Genomic DNA, 24,312 nt, shown 5'->3' with positions numbered 1-24,312 from the left:
CGCAACATAAAACCTATAAGAATTTTTTACATAAATCAACATGTCTATTACTAGACAATTATTATAAAAAAGTATATAGTTAGCTAGGTAACTAATTTGAAAGGATCAAAATACATGGACGAAAAACAACATTTTTTTCACATCGTCAGCCAGACTTCTCGAAAGTTTACGAAGAAATTTAATGAACGTGTATCTCCAACAGGGTTATTTAGTGCGCAATGGGCTGTTATTTTCCGCATTAATCAAACTGGTTCTTGTACGCAAACAGAATTGTGCCAGTATTTAAATGTTGAATCACCAACGATGACTCGTACGTTAACACGTATGGAAACGATGGGATGGATTATTCGTACAGAAGGTAAAGATCGCCGTGAGAAGCTCATTTCTTTATCCGAAACAGCGATAAAGATGATTCCAATATGGCAAGAAGAAGTTGATACTTTCGAAGAAAAAACGCTAGAAGGTATTAACGAAGATGATTTACATCAAGCATTTCAAGTGTTACAACAAATTATTAAAAGTTTAGATTAAATTGGAGGGATGACGATGCAAAGTGAGAAACTTTGGACGAAGGATTTCCTCGGAACTTGTTTTAGTAGTCTATTTCTCTTCTTAACATTTTACATGCTTATGACTACTCTACCTGTCTATGTAATAGACGGCCTAAAAGGAAAACCTGAGGAAATTGGTTTAGTTGCAACTGTGTTTCTTATTTCTTCTGTTTTATGTAGACCATTCACAGGAAAATGGCTCGATGATTTAGGAAGAAAGAAAATATTATTTATTTCACTTTCATTATTTTTAGCCGCTACTGTTATGTATTTCGGTGCGCAAAGTTTATTCTTATTACTTGCCCTTCGCTTCTTACACGGTATTGGGTTCGGGATGGCAACGACAGCTACTGGTACGATCGTAACTGATGTTGCGCCAGCTCATCGACGAGGCGAAGCACTTGCATATTTCGGCGTATTTATGAGTCTGCCGATGGTAATTGGTCCTTTTTTAGGTTTAACAATTATTTCTCATTTTTCGTTTACTGTGTTATTTATCGTTTGTTCCGTATTTTCATTACTTGCATTTTTATTAGGACTACTTGTAGATATTCCACACGAAGCACCTGTTAGCAAACAAAAACGTGAAAAAATGAAATGGAAAGACTTAATCGAACCATCTTCTATTCCAATTGCACTTACAGGATTTGTTTTAGCCTTTTCTTATAGTGGTATTTTATCCTTTATTCCTATTTATGCGAAAGAACTCGGTTTAAGTGAAATTGCAAGTTACTTCTTTATTTTATACGCACTTGTTGTTGTCATTTCTCGTCCATTTACAGGAAAGATTTTTGATCGCTTCGGTGAAAATGTACTCGTTTACCCTGCTATCATTATTTTCACAATCGGAATGTTCATATTAAGCCAAGCACAAACTTCATTTTGGTTCCTTGGCGCAGGTATGCTAATCGGTTTAGGTTACGGAACATTAATTCCGAGTTTCCAAACGATTGCGATTTCTGCCGCTCCAAACCATAGACGTGGTTCTGCGACAGCTACGTATTTCTCATTCTTTGATAGTGGTATTGGCTTTGGTTCTTTCATTTTAGGTATTGTCGCAGCGAAATCCAGTTATCATAATATGTATTTTATCGCAGCTATTATCGTTGCGTTCACTTTACTTTTATATTATGGATTACACGGACGAAAACAAAAATTCAAGAAACAACCTACAGACGGAAAAATTTCCGCTTAACGTTAATAAGGAAAGTAAACTTCCCCGTTTACTTTCCTTATTTTGTATTTCTTTCAAGACGAGCGTATACTTATAGTAGAAATAAAAAGGAGGGCCATATATGAAACTAAAAAAATCTCCCCTACTCTTACTTATACTAACATTCATATTTGTAATTACAGGGCTTGGGTTTACTTACTTCAAACAAAATAAAACGACCCCATCAAAACATAATGTGACAAAAGAAAACTGGTTAAATGACCCTTACTTACGTTGGTCATATACCCATATGAAAGAATTCACTTTAGTTAATAACGTAAAAAACAATCCTGACCAAATTGCTCACTTCCCTTCCGCATTGCAAAACTTAGACGATTTTGCTGTGGAGCGTAGATTCGGAAATACAACTCCTCTAAAAAAACTTTTAGACGATAACAAAACAGATGCTTTTGTCGTTGTACATAATGGACAACTTGTTTATGAACGATATTTCAATGGGTATAAACAGAATGAACCTCATGGTATGGCATCATTAGCAAAAGTCTTTACCGGGGCGATTATACAATCTCTCGCTGAAGAAAAACGTATTGACTTAGAAAAAACAGCTGACACTTACATAAAAGAATTAAAAAACACACCGTTCGGTAATGCCACACTTCAGCAATTAATGGACATGCAAGTGTCAGCTGAATATCCTACTCATGGATATGAGCAGCCTGGGCTAGAAAATCAAGATGCACAATTATATTTAGCTAGCAATATTTTACCCCGCGGCAAAAATTACGACGGTCCGATGAAAATTTATGATATGTTACGAGAAGCCGAAGAAACTGCACCGCCTGGTTCTTCCTTTTCTTACAATAACGGATCAACAGAAACGCTCGCTTGGATTATTAGAACTATTACTGGTAAATCACTAGCTGAAAATGTAAGTGAACGAATTTGGTCTCAAATTGGTATGGAAGAAAACGCGTATTACGTTACAGATGAAACAAAAGTAGAACAAGCTAGTGCTGGATTAAATGCAACTGCTAGAGATATGGCGAGATTCGGGCAATTACTATTAAACAACGGGGAATATAACGGAAAACAAATTCTCCCTTCTTCTATTACAGAAAGTGTAAAAAATGTACAAGAAGGTGAACTTGAAATTAGTAGTGGCGCTTCTATTTCTTATCATAATCAATGGTGGATTCCCCACAATGAACAAGGTGCTTTCGAAGTGTTAGGTAGTTACGGACAAACACTTTACATCGATCCGAAAGCAAATATGGTAATCGCCCACTTCTCTTCTAACGCAACGCCAAGTAATGAAATACATTCGGTTTATTCAAATATGTATATTGATATTGCACATTATTTAGAAAAGCTTCCACAGTAGTGGAAGCTTTTTCTTGTTGGGACATTTTATTTATACTCCTACATATTAGAAGATACTGAAAGAATAACTGCTTAAAACACGCCTATCAAAATTTATATAAGCAGTTTACATGTTTAATTAAGTGTTTAACTAATACATCCACACCTTTTGGAGAATTCGTTAAAACACTTCCCTTACAAAGATTGTCTGTTCATATTGGTCGAAAATTTCTTCTATAGATGAAAATAAAGTTTCTTCCGGGATGATGAACTTTATTTTTTGACCATTTTTTAACATAAAGGAAATTGTTCCATTATCATTAAAACCTGTATGAAACGTTCCTCGTTTATTTAATACTACCTCTTCAATTGTATTTATTTCAATTGAAAAGTTATTCTTTAATTGCAAGAGTTCATGTACATCGCCAGTATGTATTTTTGTATCTATTTCAGTTTCTAAGTTTAATTGTTTTTTCTCAATTTTTTTGAACCAGAACAAAAACAATAGCTCTGAAATACCAGGTAATTGTTTTTTATAAGCATATCGACTATGAAACTGTCCGCCAATCTTTATAAAATATATACAGTCACCTGTAATAAAAACTTTATAATACATATCTGCCGTAAACATTTTAGGCTTTAAAAGATAAAAACTTTTGATCATAATTCCCCCATCAATTTTAAATGTATTTGTATAAACATTTTTAGCTAGATTTGTGCTAAAACATATTTCTCATGTAATACAACACTATTGTATTGAATCTCCTCTCCCTTTGCAACAGTTGCTTTGAAGCCAGCTAGTAACCTTTCTGTATACTATCCCTATAAGTGCTACCCCATTTCCAACCGTTTTCTTCTAGTATATTAAAAGCAGAATCTGATACAAGGCTCTATATCAACCTATCAATAAATTATCACCCTATAAATATCTGAATTTTCTTTATATTAGAGGTTATCTCCTAAACAACCTCGAATAATTGTACTACATATACATAAGGAGGGTGATCTATTTTGTTTCGTTCCTTTACAAATGGTTGCGTCGCCTTAGTGCAACGCTTCTTGCCAGAACCGTTTATTTTATCATGTTTACTAACTGTTTTTGTTATCTTCTTTGGTATGTTTGCGACTCACCAAACCCCTGTAGAAATGATTAATCACTGGGGTAATGGAATTTGGGGACTCCTCGCCTTTTCTATGCAAATGGCACTTGTACTCGTGACTGGATCTGCTTTAGCAAATGCTCCTCTTATTAAAAAGGGATTAACGAAAGCTGCCAGACTACCAAAAACGAATGGACAAGGCATTATTGCCATTTCAATTGTAAGTTTACTTGGTGCATACATAAACTGGGGCTTTGGAATTGTTGTATCTGTTTTATACGCAAAAGAAGTGGCAAGGCAGCTGGACGGATTAGATTATAGACTAGCAATCGCCTCTTCTTACTCTGGGTTTCTCATTTGGCATGCCGGTCTTTCTGCCTCTATCCCTCTTACGTTAGCAACAGGCGGTGAAACGTTAATTAAAACGACTGCTGGAAGTATTAAAGAGGCGATTCCAATAACAGAAACGTTATTCTCACCATACGCTCTCGTTCCAGTTATTATTTTTCTCGTTACGATGCCTCTCATTAATAAAGCGATGCATCCAGATGAAAAACATACGATTACAGTAGATCCTAGCGTGTTCCATGAAGAAGCTGCTGCTCAAGAAGTAGAAAAAAATACGTTCGCTGAAAAGATGGAAAATAGCATTATTATTACACTTTGCGTTGGATTGTTAGGTCTCATTTATATTTTCAATTACTTTTATACGAAAGGTTTTAACCTTACTCTCGATATCGTGATTTTTATGTTATTAATTGCAGGTCTTATTTTCCACCGTACTCCGATTCAGTATATTCGCGCTTTTTCAGACTCTACGAAAAGTGCTTCTGGCATTTTACTTCAATTTCCGTTTTACGCAGGAATTATGGGCATGATGATTGGAGCAAATAGTGAAGGACTTTCACTTGGAGGAGCTATTTCTAATTTCTTTATTAGCATTTCAAATGAAACGACTTTTCCGCTCTTTACATTTTTAAGTGCTGGCATTGTTAACATTTTCGTTCCATCTGGCGGCGGTCAATGGGCTGTGCAAGCACCAATTATGATTCCAGCTGGCGCTGAACTTGGTGTACCTGCTGCAAAAACAGCAATGGCAATTGCATGGGGCGATGCTTGGACGAATTTAATTCAACCTTTCTGGGCATTACCAGCATTAGCGATAGCTGGTTTAGGTGCTCGTAACATTATGGGATTTTGTGTTGTGAACTTACTATATGCGGGTTTTATCATTAGTCTATGCTTCTTATTTATTTAAACGAAAAGCTAGTTTTATACTAGCTTTTTTACATAATAAATCACTTATTTCCCATGCAATTTATAATCTTCTCCCACTCTATCTCCGTAAGATGTAATGACTCAAATGCAAAAAAATCTTCGCAAATTTTTCCGATTAAGTGTGGATGTTCACTCAAAAAATTCCACTGTAACGCTTTAGGAAGAAAATATGTTTCATATTCTTTACTTCCCCGTACTATCTCATCTACTTCTCTTTCACAAATTCCTCTTATTAAATAATCATTTCTTAACTCTATTTGAATTTGCTGAAATGTTTCGCTACATTTTTTCAATTGAAGTAAACGCGTAACATACTTCCGAAAAAGTTCGCCATCATACTGAACACAGTTTATAATACAGTCAACTTCATTCATAATGTACGAGCCTTTTCTTCTATTTGTAATAACCATTTTTCACGCTTTGATACTTTACTCTTTTTCACAGATTGAAACACTGACCGTTTTATATTGCGAATGCCACAAAAACGTAAAACACCTCTCTTCATCATAATCCAATCTGCTGATCGATATAACAATGCGACGTACCATAGGGGCGAGTCTAACTTATTAATAACCCATGCTTTTTTCCCTTGCAATAATCCTTTCGGCAGAGCCCCTTCATATTTATAAGCAAATCCAGCTACGAAAATACGATCGATAAATCCTTTTAAAATTGCTGGCATCCCCCACCACCATATTGGATAGATGAATAAAAGTGTATCTACTTCTTCTACTAACGTTCTGTACCGAGCTGTTTCTTCTTCATTTACTAAATCACGTCTTTTCTTCTCTTCATTAAATACGAGGACTAGATCAAATTGTTCTTTGTATAAATCAAGCAGCGTAACTGAATGATTTGTTTCCGGTAGTCCTTTTTGCACATGATTTAAAATCGCCGCGTTAAAACTTGAAGGATTAGGATGAGCGTATACAATTAGTACGTTCACTACATAACAACTCCCTCTATACGTTAAAGTTTCCCCTTCTTTAACATCTTCTCTACAATCTGTACGTTTTTCGAACTTTGCAATAATCGATTCAATAATATAAGTAATTCTTCTTTTTCTAAATCTCTCAGTTTCTCTTTAACTGCACTCTCACCAGCACCTTGAATATCATAAACAACTGCCGCCATATGCTTACAAAGATTCTCATATGGACATTCGCAGCTACTTTCTGAAAAATCTTCGAGATCGATAACTACTTCATAATTTCCTGCATTTCCAGTAACGAAAGCAAACACTTTTTTATCATGTATTTCAACATCTTCTACATGTCCATCTTCATAATATTCATATCCCTTATCTACAATGTACTTTGGGATCCATTTCGTTATATCTTTTAATAAGTAAGCGTACATAATTGTACCCCTTCCTTTAATTCCCTTTTGACTTCAAAAATCCTGTATGTTATTCTAATAACTGTCAAATAGCAAGTCTATATGACAAAACGACTGACACCTATTCGGCGAAGGTGTCTCTTTTCATTTGCAGCCGATATGAATTGCCTCTTTCAGGCACATTCAATTTTTGACACTACACACTCAACACCATTCCCTGTATCAGGCTGCTTTAGCAGTCTTTTACTCTACATACTCCGTTATTTTAAGAAAAAAAGAGAGCTTAGCTCCCTTTTCTCGCCTTATACAATACCCCTTTTTCAGCATAGAGATATTCATCAGCTAATGTAATTTTCCCATCCAGTTTTAGTTCGTCTAATAATCTTGATAAATAAAATTGATGCAACATCTTTTTCGTGAATTTTCCTTCATGATGCGAAACGATATGTTCTTGAATATCTAACAATGATATCGGCTTATCTTGCTCTATCATATATTCATAAACTGTACTACGCAGTTTTACGTATTTTTCGAGTGTCACAGTAATGCGCAACCCCTTTCTTCTTAATATAAATTTTCGTAATCGGTTTTTTTGCAATAAAAAAACCTCTCCGATAAGAAGAAGTTACGTATATATCTTCGTCTTATCTCCCAGAACAAATATGTTCTGCTGGAATTAGCACCTGCATCGCGGTTGCTGGGTTTCATCGGGCCAGTCCCTCCACCTCTCTGGATAAGAAAATATTCACTTAATTCTTACTATACGTAATTCCACTTTAATTGTCAAATAAATATAACAAATTATATTTTCTTCCTTACTGTTCATACTACCCATATACGAACACGCAAGGAGGATTATGAAATGCATCAAAATGCTCGCGGATATGTACAAGATTCTTTTCAATCATTACAAGAAGCTAAAAATTGTTTAGAAGAAGCGCTCGAAACAGTTGAAAAAGATTTTAATCGCGCTCGTATTGAACAATCACTTTATGCTGTTGAACAAGCTATTCAACGTTGCGAGTACACCGTTCACATTTTAGAAAAAGATTAAAAACTTCCCATCAATTGATGGGAAGTTTTTTCAAATGGCATACTTCATAATTATTGCCGTTATAATTAAAAAATATACAGAATTAGCAATTTCTAAAATTCCTACTTTTATAATAGAAATTTTTTTGCCATACAACACAATTGCTCGAATGGCACTTGGTATAAAAATAAGAGAACACCAGGGATTAATCACAAATATGATTATCGTTAATACGATATGATATCCCCAAGATATAAGACGATACTTCGGGTTATTTTTTTCACGAATCATCGTTTTCACATAGAACGTACTACCTAAAAAGTATAAAAATGAAATAAGTGCAATGAATATAGCTGTATGACCGATTTGCTTCATTGAAAAGTAATAACTAATTAATCCACCGATACAAAACACAATAATCGCACAAATATCATTTAATAGTGCTCTTTCATTTTTTTGACGAGCGTAATACATATTCACTATAAATAATGGAATCATTACTATTACGAATAAAAGAATTCGCCACTCATATAATAAAGAAATCATCCCAAATAGGAACGCAATACTGAAATAAACAATGGCAGCTTGTAAAAACTCTTTTTTTCGTCTTTGCTTTATGTACGTAAGAAATGGATACGTGGCTAAATAGATAAAAAACCACGCTAAAAACAATGGAATATGATAAATAGTAGGTTTCCCAAGTATGACACTTAATAAAAAAGGAATAACAAGCATAGCCCATGCACCATGTTGCTTCGGAATAACTAACTTCATTAACTATACACCTCCCTTTTGAAAAAAGTTCTCACCTACCATTATACAAATAATTTTATATAATAACGGATGTATATTAAATCGATTTTTTGACAAAAAAATGCTCCTTACAGTATGTAAGAAGCATGAAAGAGGCAAACGAATATGTAAGTCGCGACCCTACCTTATATGAGTATGCTTTTCTATGTCACGTTATGCTCATCTAATATACCGTATTTCTTTTTAAATCTTGTAAGAATCGTAATCCATGAAGTACTAAATAGTAATAAGAAAATAACATTCGAAATCGCATGGCTCAAATCAAAGTAAAAACTTGCGATATAATACGAAATGACAGTTTCCCATGTTGCTTCTCGTATAAAACCGAGAAGACCCCAGAAATTCATAATCCAGCCAAATAAAAAGCCAACAATTACTCCGTAAAGAAGTCTTCCCCATAGCTTTTTCATAAAAAATGTATTACGAAGTAAACCTGCTATAAAACCAATCATGCCCCATGAAAACATTTGCCACGGTGTCCATGGACCTTGTCCTAAAAAAATATTAGATACGATTGCTGCTGTAGCACCAATCATAAAACCAGTTTCACTACCAAATACAATTGCAGAAACGATAATGACAAAAGAAGTTGGTTGTACACTTGGTAAAATAGAAAATGGCACCCGGCTTACTGCTGCAATTGCCGCTAATACAGCAACGAGAACAATTTCACGTGAAACAAACGCCTTTCTTTCAAAACGGATATAGAAAGGTAACATAATAACCGCTAATATAAACAAACTACTTAACATGTAATAACCGTCCATGACAAGTGTCGTAAGGAGTAATGTGCCGATTATTACTGCAAAGATACATATTATGAATGCAACATATCTTTTGGACAAGCTTCGTACACATCCTCCCACGTTAATGCATATGGCAATTCTTTTCGAATGAATCGGTTAATAGATGTTGTATAAAAGAAGTTGCCGCTAAAAAATTCTTTCGGTGCATCATTCATAATGACTGTTCCATCAAATAACATCATACATTGATCAACGTATTTCGCTGCAAACTCAATATCATGCGTTGCCATTACAATTGTTGTACCTTCTTTTTGTAGCTTCCTAAATAGCTCTCCTACTCTTTCTTTCTTCCATGGATCTAATCCCTTTGTCGGTTCATCAAGTAATAATAAAGTCGGCTTTGATAATAACGTTGTACATAATGCAAGAAGTTGTTGCTCTCCCCCGCTACAATCGTGCGGATGGCGTTCTTTAAGCGAGTACAACCAAAACTGTTTTAGCGTATCTTCTGCTATTTCTTTTCCTTGTTCTCCATATAATTCACGCGCACGTTCATAAACCTCGTCCCATACTGTATCAAATGTAAAATGGTAATACGGATGCTGCGATACATACCCAATACTTTTAAAACGTTCTTTCGAATCAATTTTATGTATTACTTTTCCGTTCCACTTTACTTTCCCTCTTCTCGCTTTTTGTAATCCTGCTAAAATCGTTAACAGTGTAGACTTACCTGTACCATTCTTCCCAACGAGTGCTACCCATTTTCCTTTTTCAATCGAAACTGATAAATCACGTAAAATAAGCGGACTATTTTTTTCATATTGGAACGAAATATGCTCTGCGCTTAAAATTACCTCTTGCTTTTCACTTTGTGCTATTGGCTCATTTACATATGATATCGCTGCAAAATCATTCATTTTCATTTGCGCCTCTCGCACTGTAAACGGAATATCTCTCACATTCCACTCTAAAAATAGCCTTGGAATTTGCGGAATAAATGGACGGAATGTTTCTACTCCCCACATATCCGTAATAACAATTTTAGGACTACCATCATACATAATACGGCCATTATCCATACAAACAACGCGTGTTGCAAGCGGGATAACTTCATCTAAACGATGTTCACTTAAAATAATCGTAATTCCAAGTTCTTCATTAATCCGTTTTAATAATCCTAAAAACTCTTTTGCAGCGATTGGATCTAACTGCGCTGTCGGTTCATCTAATAATAGCAATTTCGGCTGCATAACTAATACCGCAGCTAAATTAACAAGTTGCTTTTGCCCACCAGATAACGTGTGAACAGATTGATGCAATAAATCTTGAAATCCTAAAAAGCTAATAAGCTCTGCTATTCTTTTTTGAATAATATGTGATGATAATCCGATATTTTCTAAAGAAAATGCTAATTCTTGAATTACTGTATCCATAACGATCTGATTTTCTGGGTTTTGAAATACCATCCCAATTTCTTGGGCAGATAACAAATCAGCTACTTCCTCTATTAAAACACCCTCATAAAATATCTCTCCAGAACGCGTACCAATTGGAAGTAACTCCTTTTTAAAATGTTTTAATAAAGTCGTCTTCCCAGATCCCGATCCTCCAGCAAGTGCAATAAACTCACCTTTTTGAACAGAAAGAGAAATATGCTGTAACGCTTTTTCATTTTCATCAGCATATACAAATGATAAATTGTTTATTTCTGCATGCGCCACCATATCCATTCTCTCCCTTCCATTATGATTGGTAAACTAATAAACATCGTAAATACGACAAACATCATCCCATCGTATTGCTGAAATAGAATCGATTCGACTTTCGGATAAATAATCAATTTCCCCCCGCCATAATTACTACATATAATAGCAGCTATAAATAAAATGATTAAATAACTGAGCGTATACCAATCGCGCCTTTCCATTCTATAGCGAATATACGTCGTACGCTTCGTTACACCAAATCCACGAGCTTGCATAGAATCTGCCGTTTGCAGTGCATCTTCTAATGAACAAATTAATAATACTTGCAGCAATTGCATACCATTTTTGACGCGTTCAATTATCGAACCTGAATCTACCTGCACACCTTTCGTCTTTTGAACGAGTGTGATTTTCTTTAATCGCCTTATAAACAAAGGAACAAATCTCACTGTAATCATCGTTAACAATGCAACTTTCGGTGAAATTCTTGAAAACAAATATAAAAATTTATGACTGGAAATAATATCATTGTATGACGCAAACGTAAACATAACTGCAACTAGTAATAACCCCATTACTATTCCAAACATAATCGCCTCAAGCTTAATACGGCTATCACCTAACCAAAATAACGTAGTTCGACCTCTATGCGTTAATAACGAATTAAATAAAATTACCATAAAGAAGAAAACAATTGTGCTCGGTAGCATCTTTCTTATCTTTTCGCTATTTCCTTGCATCACATTTAACATAATAATTAATACTATTGCTCCAATTAAAAAAAGAGGATGAAGACACATCATACATAGTATCATCACCCCGATATAATAGAAAAAATTCACAAAAGGATGTAAAGAAGAAAAACTTATTTTCATAGCCCTTTACCGAATGCCTTTCTTATTGTAATACGTATACCCACTCAATTGTATCTCCTGGTTTTACCGTAGCTACACCAGCACTATGGTTTGGAAAAGCACCGTTCACACGATATTTCCATCCACTAGTATCCGCAATATCTTTTTCATATAAATCATTAATACCTTTTACATAAATACTATCTCTAGATCCGCTTGCATCAACATCTAATCCTGTACGTTGCAATACTTTATACACAGTATCGCCATCTTGTACATCCATCTTTTTCGCACCCATTATATATCCGTTATTTCCTTTTACTGAGATTGTTACTTGTTTTGCTTGCGGTTTCGGTACTGGTACTGGATCTGGTTTTGGTGGTTCAGGTTTTGGTACTGCCGGAGTCGGTATCGTTTTCTCCGCTTTATTCGGATCTTCTTTTTGCTCCTGCTTCGGTGTTTCTTTCGGCTGATTCACAACCTTTGCTTCTTCTTTTACTTCTGGTGCTTTCGGTTGTTGTTTCTCTTCTTGTACTTGTTGCTGCTCTGGTTGCTTATTTACAGCAGGTTGCTCTTTCGGTTGTTCCTGTTGTTTCTCTTCTTTCTTTACCTCTGGTTGTGCCTGCGGCTTTTCCTCTTTCGGCTTCTCTTCTACTTTTTGTTCTTGTTTCTCTTTCTGTTCTTCTTGCTGCTTTTGCTCTGATTCAGCTTGCTTTTCTTTTGTTTTTTCTTCCGGCTTCGCTTCATCTTTTTGTTCTTTTTGTTTCGCTACCTCTTCTTGCTTCGGTTCTACCTTCTTCTCAGGCTTTACAGCTGCCTCTTCACATCCGGCAAGTAGCCCGAGCGAAAGCAGTAAAGAAATGAACCATTTCACCTTACTCATCCTATCTCTCACCTTTCATACGAAAATTAGGAGCAAATAATTGCTCCTAATTTTTTGTTAAGCTGCTTTACGTCTCCATAATACATATGCAGAAGCAATACATAATACACCCATACCTACTTCTGTTGCTGGACTATGAGAAGATGCTCCTGTTTTTGGTAGACTGTTACCGTTTCCGATTTTTTTATTCTTAACCGGTTCGTTATCTACAACTACTTTTAGATTTTCATCTTTTGTTTCTTGTTGTACTTGTTTTTGTTCTTTCGGTTCTTCAGTAACTTCTTTTTCTACTACATTATTTTCTGGTTCAACGACCTTTTCTGGCTCTTCAATCGGTTTTGGCTTAATTACATCACCAGCGTCTACATTAGACCAATCATAAATAGATTTTCCCATTTCCTTAAATTGAAGTAATGCTAAAAGAGCCTGTTCTGTAGCCATTCCGTTACCATTTTGATCACTTGGTAACCATTTAAATTCACCATTTGAAAGTTGATATGATAATAGGTTTTGCATTGCCTTATGAAGACGATTTTGATCTACATCTTTAACAAGCGATAATCCAATAATTGCTTGCGCAGTACTATTTGAATTTTCTTGTCCATCAGCTGAAAAACCGCCATTTTGCAGTTGTTCGTTATATAAATACGCAACAGCTTTTTGTATAGCTGGTTTCACATCTGATCGCTCTTGATAAGGAGCTAATGCTGATAAAACCATACCTGTTACATCAACGCTACTAGCACTATCTTTACTACCTGAACTATTATAAGTCCATCCACCGTCTGTATGCTGATTATTTAACAGTGCTTCCACTAGAGCAACTCTGTTCCATTTTGATTCAACTGGAATCTCATACTTCTTCGTATCAAATGCAAGTAAAGCAAATGCATAACCTGTAACAGAATTCACTTTATCTGACTCATACAATTTTTGAACTAAATTATGTCCACCTACATTTTTAGGGTCTGCACTCATTGCATTCATCATAATAATTGTTCTAGCTAAATCTGTCGCTGAAAAACGGTTAATACGCTTTTCTACTTTTTCAGTTACTGACTTAACATAATTTAATTTCGCCTCAATTGGCACATTCTTTCCAGAACGAGAAAGCGCTACAGCTACCCAGTCACTTTCAATTCCATCTTGTAACATCTTATCTGATGTTTTAGAAATGGCTTCGTTTAATTGTGCACTTGGAACTTGAATGTTCTCTTGCTGTGGTTGTTCTGGTTTTTTACCATCTTGGTCACCTTGATTTTTCCCATCTAGCGTTTTATCGTCTTGGTCACCTTGGTTTTTCCCATCTAGCGTTTTATCGTCTTGGTCACCTTGGTTTTTCCCATCTAGCGTTTTATCGTCTTGGTCACCTTGGTTTTTCCCATCTAGCGTTTTACCATCTTGATCACCTTGGTTTTTCTCATCTGGCGTTTTACCGTCTTGGTCACCTTGGTTTTTCTCATCTGGCGTTTTACCGTCTTGACCTTTTGATTTTGGTTCTTCTGTTTTGCCACCGTTAGGTTCTTCTGTTTTACACGTCCCGAACTTATCTAACGTTTCTTTCAATGTTTCCTGGCTTATATTGCTCCAGTCTGAAACAAAGCGAAAGACAACAACATCTCCAGATTTTAATTTATAACTATCTACTCCGACTTCTGCAGACTTATCATTTACATCATACAGCCAAGCACTTGTAGCCCCGGCCATTAAACCATCGATGCCTTTTACATATGTTCCAAACGACATCGTTTCAGATTCTACCTTGTCCCCCATGACCTTTTGCAGCAAACTTAAAGCTGTTTCCCCATCTTTAATTTGCTCTTCTTTCGGACATAACATAATGCCTTTTTGTGATTCCCCAATAATTGCAAGTTTTGCTGTATTTTCTTCAGCAAACGTAATATGTACTGTATTCGCAAAAGAAACAAATACAAGTGTCACTGCCATTAACGACGTAAGCAGCCACTTTTTCAACATTGCCATCCCAAAATTTCCTCCCTTACTACCATTTACACAAAAAAAGGCCCTTCAAGGGCGTGCGATTGACACTCTCTTTTTGTAAGTGTCGAACAAAAATGTACAACACCTCCTACCCGCATTATTCGCGGCTATATTTGTATAGGAAAAATAATTTTGTTTATGAACGTATCATTGTGATAACATTCACTTTTCTTGGCACAACTTACTTCCATTTAAGTTATCGTAAAACGATAAACCTATACATTCTGTAAATTTTAAATTTCTGTATTATTTTACTATTGACAAAGAATTTTGTCCATGCTTTATCGGATTTATTTTCTAAGAATAATAACTTATTAACTCTTAACTATGTAAACTCTTTTCACTAATAATGACGCCATCTTCATCCGCATAGACATATTCATTTGGATTCCAATCCACTTGTCCAAAGTGCAATGAAATATTTCGTTCTCCTTTTCCTTCTTTCACACTTCTATTTGGCATCGTTCCTAACGCTAAAATACCAATATTAATATTCTTTAGTTCACTAGAATCACGAACATACCCATTCACAATAATTCCTGCTAGCTTTCTTTCTTCCGCAATAGCTGCCAAATTATCACCAAGTAACGCACAATTAGTAGACGCTCCGCCATCAACAACTAATACTGTTCCTTCTGGTAATGTTTGCAATCCTTCCTTCACTAGTACATTATCATCTTTCACTTTTACAGTTGCAATTTTCCCGTGGAATTGTTCTTTCTTCCCAAAAGACCGAAAAGACTGGCGACATATTTGTAATTCCTTTTCAAACTCATCACATAGATCTGTAGTTTTCCACATCTTGTTCCCTCTTTTCCTTTTTCTTTCTACATAACATATTCTTGGCTTATTATCGTTTCCCTGTCTAATATTGCAATAATTTGTATGTACGGGAAAAGGATACAAAAACTATTGCCTTAAGAAGCTACCTTTATTATAATCTATTTCACGGATTGAATTCAGAATATTAAAATTAATAAAGTGAAGAAGGAGGAATTTTATGCAAATACAAACTGAGGCAAAAAAACAACCTAGTAAACAAAAGTTTAAAATGCCTGATGCGTACGTACTACTATTTTTTATTGCCTTACTTTGCGCCATTGCTACGTATTTCGTTCCTGCTGGAGAATTTAAAAGAGTTACAAACGGGACCGTTACAACGACAATACCAGGTAGCTATCATTCTGTTCCGCAATCACCTGTAGGATTTGTTTCTTTTTTTACCGCTATTGAAAAAGGAATGACACTTGCTGCTCCGATCATCTTTTTAATTTTATTTACAGGCGGTGCCATTGCCATTCTTGAAAAAACAGGTGCTCTTGACGGTTTAATCTATCATGTTATAAACAAATTTCGTAATCAGCAATTACTTTTCATTTGTATCGTTGCCGCACTTTTTTCTATTCTCGGAACGACTGGCATTATCGTTAATTCAGTTATCGGTTTTATCCCCATCGGTATCATCGTTGCACGCACATTAAAATGGGACGCTATCGTCGGTGTAGCAATTATTTATTTAGGCACTTATGCTGGTTTTAACGCTACTATTTTATCCCCCTCACCTTTAGGCATTTCACAAAAGATCGCAGAACTTCCGATGTTTTCGGGAATTGGTTTACGTACAGCTATCTATATATCTTTTTTACTTGCCACTATCCTTTATATTAATTGGTATGTAAAGCGCTTGAAAAAATTGAATAAAGGAAGCATTCTTGGCGACAACTGGTTTCCAAGTAACGCTCTTTCAAGCGAAAAGGAAGCAGAGAAAAAAGAAGTTCCTTGGACGATACGTCATAAATTAATTTTACTCGTTTCAGCTTTATCATTAATTGCATTTTTAATAGGCGCTTTTCGTCTACATTGGACGGACGCAGAAATGACCGCTACTTTTATTTTCATAGCAATTACAGCCGGAATAATAGGTGGCATGAAAGCAAACGATATCGCTTCTACTTTTCTAAATGGCTGCCAAAACCTTATCTATGGTGCTTTAATTGTCGGAATGGCTCGCTGTATTTCAGTCATTTTAGAACAAGGCAAATTACTTGATACTATCGTTAACCAGCTCGCACAGTCTCTTGAAGGACAAAGCCCTGTATTTGGTGTTATCGGTATGTACGTAAGTAGTGCCGCATTACATTTCCTTATTTCATCCGGAACAGGAGAATCGGTTATTTTTATTCCGATATTAGCTCCATTAGCTGATTTCATGCACATTACACGCCAAGTTACAGTACAGGCTGTTATGCTCGGCGAGGGTGTAGTAAACTGCCTTAATCCAACTTCCGGTGTTTTAATGGGCGTTCTCGCAGCGAGCGGCATTTCTTATGGAAAATGGATTCGTTTCATGGCTCCACTTGCACTCATTTGGTTTATCATTGGACTTGTTTTTCTTATTGTTGGGGTGAATATTGAGTGGGGACCTTACTAAATACTTAACTAGATAAATAAGTACTATCGTTCCATATAAATATCTATTCTATTTCCCTCACTAGTCCTATAAAAATCATTTATTCTAGTAAAAATATAAGAAGGGATTGATCATAATGATCAATCCCTTTTATCAAAATATAATACCTTTAAAGATCTTAGTTCCAGATTTTATTTACCCATTCAGGATGATCAATAAAAGGATTGCGGTTATGTTGATATTTTGTAAAAATCACTTCATTACGCTTTCGCTCTAAATCATCGACCGGGTCTTGTTCATTCCATTTTAATAAAACAGATACAGTCTAAGACAGAAATAATAAAAATCAAGATGATAGCTCGACTTTTCCCTTTTCCATAACTGTCTTTATTTTTGTGTAAAACCTTTTTTTCTCTGAATAATACGTACAAAAATAGATTGGATACCATGTAGGCACCAATCTATTTTAATTAAAGAAACTGTGTCAATTCTGAGTTCACAATACGTTGTGCAGTAATGATAACACTGTCAGCTGTTAGTCCATAAACACTATATAGTCCACCAGGTTGATTAGGAACAATTTGAACTTCATATTCAAATGCTTGTCCAAAAGCAGGATGAACTAAACTTAGAGTTACAAAAGTAGAAGCATTAGAATTCACATTGAAGTTTACCTGTTCAATTAATACTAATGAACCGTCAAGTCTAAAAACTCTAGCTACTCCAGTAAGTGGGCCCGCAGTACGGTTAAGGATTTTCACCCTAACTCTATTTGCATTAGCAGGTTGATTTCCTACGTTTTCAATTGGTCCTGTAGTAAGAGCCATATAACATCACCTCCATTATATTATTATGATATTCAACGATAAACATTAATGTTATAGTCTAATTACCCAATCTACTTAAAATAAAAAGAAGCTCCAAATTCTATTATATTTAGGTCATAGATATTAAACTTAATAAAATCAAAGGCAGGAGCATATTTGATATGTTCCTGCCTTTTTATTGTGGGATACCGATAAATAGCCCTCTAGCTAAGATTTTAAAGTGCTACAAAATCAAAAATTTTATCTCACCACAGTTTTCTACGAGAATCCAGTGAACAGCTTATTTACATAATTTTTGTTCTCGGAAGTTGATTTTGTAGCGCCCTTTCTCGTAATTCACTATGTTTTCCAAAGAAAATAGTGAAAAACAGGGCGATGAATACATTTACAAAATGACAAAACTGTAAGAATACACGAATGTTTGTAAGAAAGTTCGATGTTTTCTTTTTCCTTTTTTTATTATAGTGAAAAAGAAGAACAAAATATTCTCTTATGTAGGAAAGGAAGATAATAATGATTGATCTATTAAATAAATGGATGTTAGAAAGTACAGCCAATTTTAATATCGTTGTAGGACTTACAGCACTTCTATTTTTGGGTTCAGTAATTGCACTTATTATTATTTACAAAAAATTGGTAAACCGGTTGAAAGAACAAATACTATTTATTTAAAAATTACTTCTCGTATGTTTACTACTCAAATTCTAATGAATGCTATATTTATTTCTTTAGTTGGTAAAGATATTGAGAATTTCCGTCAAATCTTTATATTATTTGAAGCTTTTGTATTCTTTATTGGAGCTATTTATTCGTTTAAATTATATAGACAGGAGTACAAATAGTTGATCCCCATCTAATTTCTTTGCTTCCGCTGAATTTTGAGGTGAGGGTCTTACTTCCCGGCGAATAGCGGGATAAAACTAGAACTTCTTTTCCTATGTATCATTATTTCGTTACTTCACCAAACTGCGCTCTCGTCACTTTCGCCAAGTCCTCTACTTTAAGCTCAATTTGTATACCAATTTTCCCGCCACTCACTATCATCGTTTCAAGTGATTGGGCACTTTCATCAATACATGTAGAAAATAGCTTTTTCATTCCAACTGGTGAACAACCGCCGCGAATGTATCCTGACACTTTCGTAATATCTTTAACAGGAATCATTTCAATTTTCTTTTCACTTACTGCTTTTGCGGCAGCTTTTAAATTTAGTTCCTCATCTACCGGAATGATAAACACATGATAATTTTTACTATTCCCTTGAGCAATTAACGTTTTATATACTTCTCTCACTTCTCGTCCAATTTTCTCAGCTACTGATACGCCATCAATTTTTCCATCGTCTGGATCATATGACATCATCGAATATTCAATTTTTTCTTTATCTAATATTCGCATCGCATTTGTTTTATCTTTTTTCATAACGTTCTCCTTAAAAGGTTATTTCATATTATTAAGTTTTATTATACACCCTTTTCCATTTCTCCTACATAACTTCACGTATATTTCAAAACTAAAAATATTGATAATTCAAAAATCATCTGATATAATTTGGAAAAACTTATGTTAAGGAGAGATTTGTCATGCGAAATGTTAATACTTCTTTCCAACTTCATCATCATACGTAACGCCGTGTATCCGAAGAAAAATTTTTCTTCGTGGGTACAGGGCTTTTCCTGTTGACCCACGAAGCGTTCATAAAGCTATGTGGGTATTTTTATACCTGCATAGCTTTTTTTAATTTAAAAAAGGAGTGATTATGATGGAAATGAGAAATGTAAAAGGAACGAAAGACTATTTACCAGAGGAGCAAGTGCTGCGAAATAAAATTAAAAGAGCTTGTGAAGATACGTTTGGACGATACGGATGCAAACCTTTAGAAACGCCGACGTTAAATATGTATGAGCTTATGTCTTACAAGTACGGCGGTGGTGATGAAATATTAAAAGAAATATATACACTTCAAGATCAAGGAAAACGTGATATTGCCTTACGATACGATTTAACTATTCCATTCGCAAAAGTTGTGGCAATGAACCCGAACCTCCGCCTCCCTTTTAAACGTTATGAAATTGGGAAAGTATTTCGAGATGGGCCAATTAAACAAGGAAGATTTCGTGAATTTATACAATGCGACGTTGATATTGTCGGTGTAGAATCAGTCATGGCTGAAGCGGAACTCATGAGCATGGCGTTTGAGCTGTTCCGAACATTAAACTTAGAGATATCGATCCAATATAATAACCGAAAATTGTTAAATGGTATTCTTCAGGCCATTAACATCCCTACTGAATTAACAAATGACGTCATTTTATCATTAGACAAAATCGAAAAGATTGGGATTGATGGTGTACGAAAAGATGTATTAGAGCGCGGAATTTCTGAAGAAATGGCTGATACAATATGTAATACTGTATTATCTTGTCTAAAGCTTACAATTGTTGACTTTAAAGAAGCTTTCAATAACCAACTCGTTGCCGATGGCGTAAACGAATTGCAACAATTACAGCAATATTTAATCGCTCTCGGAATAAATGAAAATACGATATTCAATCCGTTTTTAGCAAGAGGACTGACAATGTACACAGGTACTGTATATGAAATCTTCCTAAAAGATGGCTCAATTACATCTAGCATAGGTAGCGGCGGCCGTTACGATAACATTATCGGAGCATTCCGTGGTGATAGTATGAACTATCCAACAGTCGGTATTTCATTCGGTTTAGACGTTATTTATGCAGCACTATCGCAGAAAGAAACAATCTCATCTACAGCGGATCTATTTATCATCCCGCTCGGGACAGAATTACAATGCTTACAAATTGCCCAGCAATTACGTTCTACCACTTCCTTAAAAATCGAACTCGAACTAGCAGGACGCAAATTAAAACGTGCCCTTAATTATGCCAATAAAGAGAATATCCCTTATGTGCTTATTATTGGTGAAGAAGAACTTAGTACAAACACTGTTGTGCTGCGGAATATGAAGGAAGGTAGTGAGATGAAGGTTCCGCTTACTTCTTTGAAAAATAATACATTGAATAAATATTTTACTACGCCTACTACGTTATGACTGTGAAGTATTCTCAAAATGTAAATCAGGTAAACAAAAAAGGGCTGTCCGCGCATGACAGCCCTTTTCCCTTAATGAACAACACCTTCATAAGTGAAATTATATTAACGATTTTCCGAATATATCTATCATAATTTACACTATATCAACGATACATAGATTTTTCATTTGATAGATAACCGGGCAATTAGTTTACATAAAATAATTATACTCAATTTAATCTTACAAAACTTTAACATCCAATTACCTATTTTAATAATATATGGTTTTCTAATTTCACTACCAATTTAAGAAAAATTCATATCCTTCTCTACTATACCACTTTCATCTATTAACTTTTATTTTGTGCATTCCTACTCTCCAAAACTTTCTCCATATTATGAGTTGCCCATTCCATCATTAATAGAATCATTGGACGAAGTGATTCACCAAGCTCGGTTAACGAATATTCTACTTTAGGTGGCACTTCACGGTATACTTCACGATGTATGATGCCATCTGCTTCAAGTTCTCTAAGCTGCAGTGTTAACATTCTTTGTGTGATATTAGGTTTTAATCTTTTTAATTCATTAAACCTCTTTTTCCCATCTAATAAATGATACAAAATAACACCTTTCCATTTTCCACCAATCACCTCAACCATAGCTTCAACTGGACAAGAATATTTATTTAAAAATGGGTAATTTATATTATTTTCATTTGAACAATCCATAATAAATCCCTTCCCTTAACATTAGTATCTTTTTTGATACTATACCACATAAATGTGCGTACTTGTATCTATGTTACTTTAAAAATATAATTTACTTACAAAATAAATTAAAGAAAAGAGGAACTTTTATGACAAATACAAACGAAATTACAAAAGAGAAAATTATGGAGGCTTTTCATTTCAGACATGCATGTAAAGAGTTCGATCCTATGCACAAAATTTCAGAAGAGGATTTTAAATTCATTTTAGAAACAGGCAGATTATCTCCTTCTTCTTTTGGATATGAACCTTGGAAATTTATTGTCGTACAAAATAAAGAATTAAGAGAAAAACTACAACCGTATTCATGGGGCGCTGGTGGGCAACTTGCAACAGCAAGCCATTTCGTCATTGTTCTTTCAAGAAACATTAAAGATATGCATTATGATGCAGAGTATATTAAATATATGATGAACGATATTATTGGATTGCCTGAAGACACTCAAAAAATTAGATATGAATTCTTCAAAAAGTTCCAGGAAACAGATTTTAACTTATTACAATCCGATCGTACTGTATTTGATTGGGCATCTAAACAAACTTATATTGCTTTAGGTAATATGATGACGAGCGCAGCTCAAATCGGTATTGATTCTTGTCCGATAGAAGGATTCGATAAAGAGAAAGTAGACTCTTTACTTCGTCAAGAAGGCATTATACAGGGCGATAACTTTGAAGTATCTGTTATGGTTGCCTTTGGTTACCGTAAAGAAGATCCAAAACGTGATAAAACAAGACAGACTATAGATACAATTGTTGAATGGATTAAGTAATGTAGCACACACAAATAATGCTCCTAATAGCTGGATACTTATACTAAAGAACTATTAGTCGTTTTTCTTATGTATGAATTTGGTTTTTCATGGAAAGATATATTAGTATGTATGCAGTTTGAGCACTCTATTTTTTAGAGTCGAACAGGAGGAGAATGAATATGTCTGATATTGAAGTTGGCGAAGTGTTTACTCTTAGTGATGAGAATAACGAAGAGCAAGAAGTAGAAGTACTTGGAGCGATGGATGTCGAAGGCGCAGAATATATTGCAGTTGCCTTTGTTGAAGATATCCAAACAGAAACTGAGGAAGACATTGATATTTTCTTTTTAAAAGTAGAAGAAGATAATGAGTTTTCATACATTGAAAATGATGAAGAGTTTGATAAAGTATCTGCTGCGTTTGAAAAGATTTTGGATGAGCAAGAGCAAGAATAGTATGAATGAAAAACACGAGGGCGGATGCATATCCGCCCTCTTTTTATTACTCATCCAGAGACTCACGCAGTAATTGCAGTACATCTTTCATCGCAAAAGGTCCATCTTTTTTAACATGCTCCGCAAATTCTGAAACGAGACGTAATGTTCTCACACTTTCGATTGGATGTTCTCCTGATGCACTTTCAGCTGAAAGCATAACTGCATTCGTCCCGTCCAGTACAGCTTGAAACACATCAGTCACCTCAGCCCTTGTTGGAATAGAATGATCTACCATAGATTGAAGCATTTGTGTTGCTGTAATGACATATGTATTCGTTCGATTACATTCCTGAATCATCATTTTCTGTAAAAGCGGAATGCATTGATACGGTAACTCTACTCCTAAATCGCCCCTTGCAATCATAATTCCATCTGCTTCTTTACATATATCCTGAAAATTCTCGATTGCTTCCATCGTTTCTATTTTTGCAATTATATTAGGTGACGTTTCTTTATACTGTTGTATAAAATCTCGTATTTCTTTTATATGACTAGGTTTTCTTACGAAAGAACATGCGATAAAATCAACATTCTCCTCTAAAAGAAACTGAATATCTTTTTTATCTTTCTCTGTAATAGCTGGTAAACGAACAGCCGCACCTGGTAAATTAACTCCTTTATGAGATGAGATATTGCCACCTGTTTTTACCTTCGTTTCTATTTTGTCCGTACTTATCTTTTCAACAATTAATTCAACTTCTCCATCATTAATTAAAATTCTACTGCCTACTTTCACATCATTCGGTATTCCTTCATAATCAACACTCGCTTCTGTATTACTCCCTGTAACTGGTTGTGTATGTAAAATAAAAGAATCTCCTGCCTGAAGTGTAATTTGCTCTCCCTTCACTTCACCTAATCTTATTTTAGGTCCTTGTACATCACCCAAAAATTTAATAGAGTCATCTAATGATTTCACTAAACGAATGATGTCTTTATGACTTTCATGCGTGCCATGCGATAAATTCAGTCGAATAATTTTCATACCATTCTTTATTAACTGTGCTAATGTTTCTTTATTATTACTTGCGGGTCCAATTGTACAAATTCGATCGATTGTCATTTTTGTCACCATCCTTTTTTTAATAAGTTTCCCATATGAACTTAAAAATAACAGAGATTCTGACATGAATAGATTTAAATTTACATGAATTTCATAA

General features: G+C 34.9%; 25 protein-coding genes, 2 pseudogenes and 1 riboswitch. Of the genes and pseudogenes, 10 read left to right on the top strand and 17 right to left on the bottom strand.

All coding sequences use genetic code 11. From position 1 onward, the window contains the following. Positions 1-114 precede the first annotated feature (114 nt). The 3 genes from QCI79_RS24340 (at position 115) to QCI79_RS24330 (ending at position 3,106) form a co-directional block, all read left to right on the top strand. The gene (locus QCI79_RS24340; protein WP_021728562.1) at positions 115-531 is read left to right on the top strand and encodes a MarR family winged helix-turn-helix transcriptional regulator; all 417 of its coding nucleotides are present in this window, start codon (positions 115-117) and stop codon (positions 529-531) included. 15 nt (positions 532-546) lie between these two features. Then, a complete protein-coding gene (locus tag QCI79_RS24335) occupies positions 547-1,746 on the top strand; it encodes an MFS transporter (RefSeq protein WP_001190318.1) in 1,200 nt (399 codons plus the stop codon). A gap of 100 nt (positions 1,747-1,846) precedes the next feature. Next, positions 1,847-3,106, top strand: a complete 1,260-nt coding sequence (locus QCI79_RS24330; protein ID WP_000768752.1) for a serine hydrolase domain-containing protein — start codon at positions 1,847-1,849, stop codon at positions 3,104-3,106. Between the two features lie 159 nt (positions 3,107-3,265). Here QCI79_RS24330 and QCI79_RS24325 read toward each other — a convergent pair whose 3' ends face one another. Then, positions 3,266-3,748: a hypothetical protein gene (locus tag QCI79_RS24325; RefSeq protein ID WP_000597313.1), complete on the bottom strand. Its 483-nt coding sequence runs from the start codon at positions 3,746-3,748 to the stop codon at positions 3,266-3,268. 347 nt (positions 3,749-4,095) lie between these two features. On the opposite strand from QCI79_RS24325, the gene QCI79_RS24320 reads away from it, so the two are divergent. Further along, positions 4,096-5,442, top strand: a complete 1,347-nt coding sequence (locus QCI79_RS24320; RefSeq protein ID WP_021728563.1) for a short-chain fatty acid transporter — start codon at positions 4,096-4,098, stop codon at positions 5,440-5,442. A gap of 40 nt (positions 5,443-5,482) precedes the next feature. On the opposite strand, the gene QCI79_RS24315 is transcribed toward QCI79_RS24320, so the two are convergent. The 4 genes from QCI79_RS24315 to QCI79_RS24300 form a co-directional block, all read right to left on the bottom strand. Continuing rightward, complete coding sequence (locus QCI79_RS24315) at positions 5,483-5,836, bottom strand: hypothetical protein (protein WP_001006460.1); 354 nt, start codon at positions 5,834-5,836, stop codon at positions 5,483-5,485. Further along, positions 5,833-6,408, bottom strand: a complete 576-nt coding sequence (locus tag QCI79_RS24310) for an NAD(P)H-dependent oxidoreductase (protein ID WP_001101651.1) — start codon at positions 6,406-6,408, stop codon at positions 5,833-5,835. The genes QCI79_RS24315 and QCI79_RS24310 overlap by 4 nt, the downstream gene beginning before the upstream one ends. 23 nt (positions 6,409-6,431) lie before the next feature. Continuing rightward, entirely contained in the window at positions 6,432-6,821 is a 390-nt protein-coding gene (locus QCI79_RS24305) for an SWIM zinc finger family protein (protein WP_000271523.1), read from the bottom strand. 262 nt (positions 6,822-7,083) lie between these two features. Further along, positions 7,084-7,341: a hypothetical protein gene (locus QCI79_RS24300; RefSeq protein ID WP_000171476.1), complete on the bottom strand. Its 258-nt coding sequence runs from the start codon at positions 7,339-7,341 to the stop codon at positions 7,084-7,086. Between the two features lie 100 nt (positions 7,342-7,441). Then, positions 7,442-7,540: riboswitch (SAM riboswitch) on the bottom strand. Between the two features lie 122 nt (positions 7,541-7,662). On the opposite strand from QCI79_RS24300, the gene QCI79_RS24295 reads away from it, so the two are divergent. Further along, positions 7,663-7,854 carry a hypothetical protein gene (locus QCI79_RS24295; protein WP_000554032.1) on the top strand — a complete coding sequence of 64 codons (192 nt, stop codon included), beginning with the start codon at positions 7,663-7,665 and terminating at the stop codon, positions 7,852-7,854. Positions 7,855-7,884: 30 nt separating this feature from the next. Here the strand turns inward: QCI79_RS24295 and QCI79_RS24290 are convergent, their stop codons facing one another. From QCI79_RS24290 to rraA, 7 genes are all read right to left on the bottom strand, one after another. Further along, positions 7,885-8,607, bottom strand: coding sequence for a YwiC-like family protein (locus QCI79_RS24290; RefSeq protein ID WP_000779981.1), 723 nt, complete (start codon positions 8,605-8,607; stop codon positions 7,885-7,887). 182 nt (positions 8,608-8,789) lie between these two features. Beyond that, positions 8,790-9,491, bottom strand: a complete 702-nt coding sequence (locus QCI79_RS24285; RefSeq protein WP_000044907.1) for an ECF transporter S component — start codon at positions 9,489-9,491, stop codon at positions 8,790-8,792. Further along, complete coding sequence (locus QCI79_RS24280) at positions 9,464-11,125, bottom strand: ABC transporter ATP-binding protein (RefSeq protein ID WP_023901390.1); 1,662 nt, start codon at positions 11,123-11,125, stop codon at positions 9,464-9,466. The genes QCI79_RS24285 and QCI79_RS24280 overlap by 28 nt, the downstream gene beginning before the upstream one ends. Further along, entirely contained in the window at positions 11,098-11,976 is an 879-nt protein-coding gene (locus QCI79_RS24275) for an energy-coupling factor transporter transmembrane component T (protein WP_002101120.1), read from the bottom strand. Before QCI79_RS24275 ends, QCI79_RS24280 begins: the two co-directional genes overlap by 28 nt. Positions 11,977-11,998: 22 nt before the next feature. Continuing rightward, positions 11,999-12,838: a DUF4430 domain-containing protein gene (locus QCI79_RS24270; protein WP_000048903.1), complete on the bottom strand. Its 840-nt coding sequence runs from the start codon at positions 12,836-12,838 to the stop codon at positions 11,999-12,001. Between the two features lie 57 nt (positions 12,839-12,895). Further along, positions 12,896-14,821 (bottom strand): DUF4430 domain-containing protein, encoded by a 1,926-nt coding sequence (locus QCI79_RS24265; RefSeq protein WP_042991560.1) that lies wholly within the window; start codon positions 14,819-14,821, stop codon positions 12,896-12,898. Between the two features lie 339 nt (positions 14,822-15,160). After that, positions 15,161-15,640: a ribonuclease E activity regulator RraA gene (gene rraA / locus QCI79_RS24260; RefSeq protein ID WP_000266038.1), complete on the bottom strand. Its 480-nt coding sequence runs from the start codon at positions 15,638-15,640 to the stop codon at positions 15,161-15,163. A 199-nt stretch (positions 15,641-15,839) separates the two neighbouring features. Between rraA and QCI79_RS24255 the strand changes: the two genes are divergently transcribed. Continuing rightward, complete coding sequence (locus tag QCI79_RS24255) at positions 15,840-17,270, top strand: YfcC family protein (RefSeq protein ID WP_001166970.1); 1,431 nt, start codon at positions 15,840-15,842, stop codon at positions 17,268-17,270. A gap of 157 nt (positions 17,271-17,427) precedes the next feature. On the opposite strand, the pseudogene QCI79_RS24250 reads toward QCI79_RS24255, so the two are convergent. Both QCI79_RS24250 and QCI79_RS24245 read right to left on the bottom strand, forming a co-directional pair. Next, positions 17,428-17,568: pseudogene (locus tag QCI79_RS24250) on the bottom strand (endonuclease); the annotation flags it as partial. Between the two features lie 151 nt (positions 17,569-17,719). After that, complete coding sequence (locus QCI79_RS24245) at positions 17,720-18,076, bottom strand: hypothetical protein (RefSeq protein WP_001229426.1); 357 nt, start codon at positions 18,074-18,076, stop codon at positions 17,720-17,722. Between the two features lie 513 nt (positions 18,077-18,589). Between QCI79_RS24245 and QCI79_RS24240 the strand changes: the two are divergent. After that, positions 18,590-18,918, top strand: a pseudogene (locus QCI79_RS24240) (6-aminohexanoate hydrolase). A 103-nt stretch (positions 18,919-19,021) separates the two neighbouring features. Here QCI79_RS24240 and ybaK read toward each other — a convergent pair. After that, positions 19,022-19,498, bottom strand: coding sequence for a Cys-tRNA(Pro) deacylase (gene ybaK / locus QCI79_RS24235; RefSeq protein ID WP_000710861.1), 477 nt, complete (start codon positions 19,496-19,498; stop codon positions 19,022-19,024). Positions 19,499-19,835: 337 nt separating this feature from the next. Here ybaK and QCI79_RS24230 point away from each other — a divergent pair, with 337 nt between their 5' ends. Next, on the top strand, positions 19,836-21,149 hold the full coding sequence (locus QCI79_RS24230; protein ID WP_100240250.1) for a histidine--tRNA ligase: 1,314 nt from the start codon (positions 19,836-19,838) through the stop codon (positions 21,147-21,149). 331 nt (positions 21,150-21,480) lie between these two features. On the opposite strand, the gene QCI79_RS24225 is transcribed toward QCI79_RS24230, so the two are convergent. Next, positions 21,481-21,861 carry a winged helix-turn-helix transcriptional regulator gene (locus tag QCI79_RS24225; RefSeq protein ID WP_000340650.1) on the bottom strand — a complete coding sequence of 127 codons (381 nt, stop codon included), beginning with the start codon at positions 21,859-21,861 and terminating at the stop codon, positions 21,481-21,483. Positions 21,862-21,989: 128 nt separating this feature from the next. Between QCI79_RS24225 and QCI79_RS24220 the strand changes: the two genes are divergently transcribed. Continuing rightward, positions 21,990-22,673 (top strand): NAD(P)H-dependent oxidoreductase, encoded by a 684-nt coding sequence (locus QCI79_RS24220; RefSeq protein ID WP_000185717.1) that lies wholly within the window; start codon positions 21,990-21,992, stop codon positions 22,671-22,673. Positions 22,674-22,828: 155 nt separating this feature from the next. Beyond that, positions 22,829-23,110: a DUF1292 domain-containing protein gene (locus QCI79_RS24215; protein WP_002005464.1), complete on the top strand. Its 282-nt coding sequence runs from the start codon at positions 22,829-22,831 to the stop codon at positions 23,108-23,110. Positions 23,111-23,156: 46 nt separating this feature from the next. Here QCI79_RS24215 and QCI79_RS24210 read toward each other — a convergent pair whose 3' ends face one another. After that, positions 23,157-24,215 carry a pyruvate kinase gene (locus QCI79_RS24210; protein ID WP_000151069.1) on the bottom strand — a complete coding sequence of 353 codons (1,059 nt, stop codon included), beginning with the start codon at positions 24,213-24,215 and terminating at the stop codon, positions 23,157-23,159. Between the last annotated feature and the right edge of the window lie 97 nt (positions 24,216-24,312).

It is taken from the genome of Bacillus cereus group sp. MG1, assembly GCF_040460035.1.
Taxonomy (GTDB): domain Bacteria; phylum Bacillota; class Bacilli; order Bacillales; family Bacillaceae_G; genus Bacillus_A; species Bacillus_A cereus.
This window is presented reverse-complemented; position numbering and strand designations above follow the sequence as displayed.

What these genes read in the sequence shown, in the direction of transcription:
- QCI79_RS24340 (WP_021728562.1), top strand. Translation starts at nt 115, where the DNA reads ATGGACGAAAAACAACATTTTTTTCACATCGTCAGCCAGACTTCTCGA.
- QCI79_RS24335 (WP_001190318.1), top strand. Translation starts at nt 547, where the DNA reads ATGCAAAGTGAGAAACTTTGGACGAAGGATTTCCTCGGAACTTGTTTT.
- QCI79_RS24330 (WP_000768752.1), top strand. Translation starts at nt 1,847, where the DNA reads ATGAAACTAAAAAAATCTCCCCTACTCTTACTTATACTAACATTCATA.
- QCI79_RS24325 (WP_000597313.1), bottom strand. Translation starts at nt 3,748, where the DNA reads ATGATCAAAAGTTTTTATCTTTTAAAGCCTAAAATGTTTACGGCAGAT.
- QCI79_RS24315 (WP_001006460.1), bottom strand. Translation starts at nt 5,836, where the DNA reads ATGAATGAAGTTGACTGTATTATAAACTGTGTTCAGTATGATGGCGAA.
- QCI79_RS24305 (WP_000271523.1), bottom strand. Translation starts at nt 6,821, where the DNA reads ATGTACGCTTACTTATTAAAAGATATAACGAAATGGATCCCAAAGTAC.
- QCI79_RS24295 (WP_000554032.1), top strand. Translation starts at nt 7,663, where the DNA reads ATGCATCAAAATGCTCGCGGATATGTACAAGATTCTTTTCAATCATTA.
- QCI79_RS24290 (WP_000779981.1), bottom strand. Translation starts at nt 8,607, where the DNA reads ATGAAGTTAGTTATTCCGAAGCAACATGGTGCATGGGCTATGCTTGTT.
- QCI79_RS24280 (WP_023901390.1), bottom strand. Translation starts at nt 11,125, where the DNA reads ATGGATATGGTGGCGCATGCAGAAATAAACAATTTATCATTTGTATAT.
- QCI79_RS24275 (WP_002101120.1), bottom strand. Translation starts at nt 11,976, where the DNA reads ATGAAAATAAGTTTTTCTTCTTTACATCCTTTTGTGAATTTTTTCTAT.
- QCI79_RS24270 (WP_000048903.1), bottom strand. Translation starts at nt 12,838, where the DNA reads ATGAGTAAGGTGAAATGGTTCATTTCTTTACTGCTTTCGCTCGGGCTA.
- QCI79_RS24265 (WP_042991560.1), bottom strand. Translation starts at nt 14,821, where the DNA reads ATGGCAATGTTGAAAAAGTGGCTGCTTACGTCGTTAATGGCAGTGACA.
- rraA (WP_000266038.1), bottom strand. Translation starts at nt 15,640, where the DNA reads ATGTGGAAAACTACAGATCTATGTGATGAGTTTGAAAAGGAATTACAA.
- QCI79_RS24255 (WP_001166970.1), top strand. Translation starts at nt 15,840, where the DNA reads ATGCAAATACAAACTGAGGCAAAAAAACAACCTAGTAAACAAAAGTTT.
- QCI79_RS24245 (WP_001229426.1), bottom strand. Translation starts at nt 18,076, where the DNA reads ATGGCTCTTACTACAGGACCAATTGAAAACGTAGGAAATCAACCTGCT.
- ybaK (WP_000710861.1), bottom strand. Translation starts at nt 19,498, where the DNA reads ATGAAAAAAGATAAAACAAATGCGATGCGAATATTAGATAAAGAAAAA.
- QCI79_RS24230 (WP_100240250.1), top strand. Translation starts at nt 19,836, where the DNA reads ATGATGGAAATGAGAAATGTAAAAGGAACGAAAGACTATTTACCAGAG.
- QCI79_RS24225 (WP_000340650.1), bottom strand. Translation starts at nt 21,861, where the DNA reads ATGGATTGTTCAAATGAAAATAATATAAATTACCCATTTTTAAATAAA.
- QCI79_RS24220 (WP_000185717.1), top strand. Translation starts at nt 21,990, where the DNA reads ATGACAAATACAAACGAAATTACAAAAGAGAAAATTATGGAGGCTTTT.
- QCI79_RS24215 (WP_002005464.1), top strand. Translation starts at nt 22,829, where the DNA reads ATGAATATGTCTGATATTGAAGTTGGCGAAGTGTTTACTCTTAGTGAT.
- QCI79_RS24210 (WP_000151069.1), bottom strand. Translation starts at nt 24,215, where the DNA reads ATGACAATCGATCGAATTTGTACAATTGGACCCGCAAGTAATAATAAA.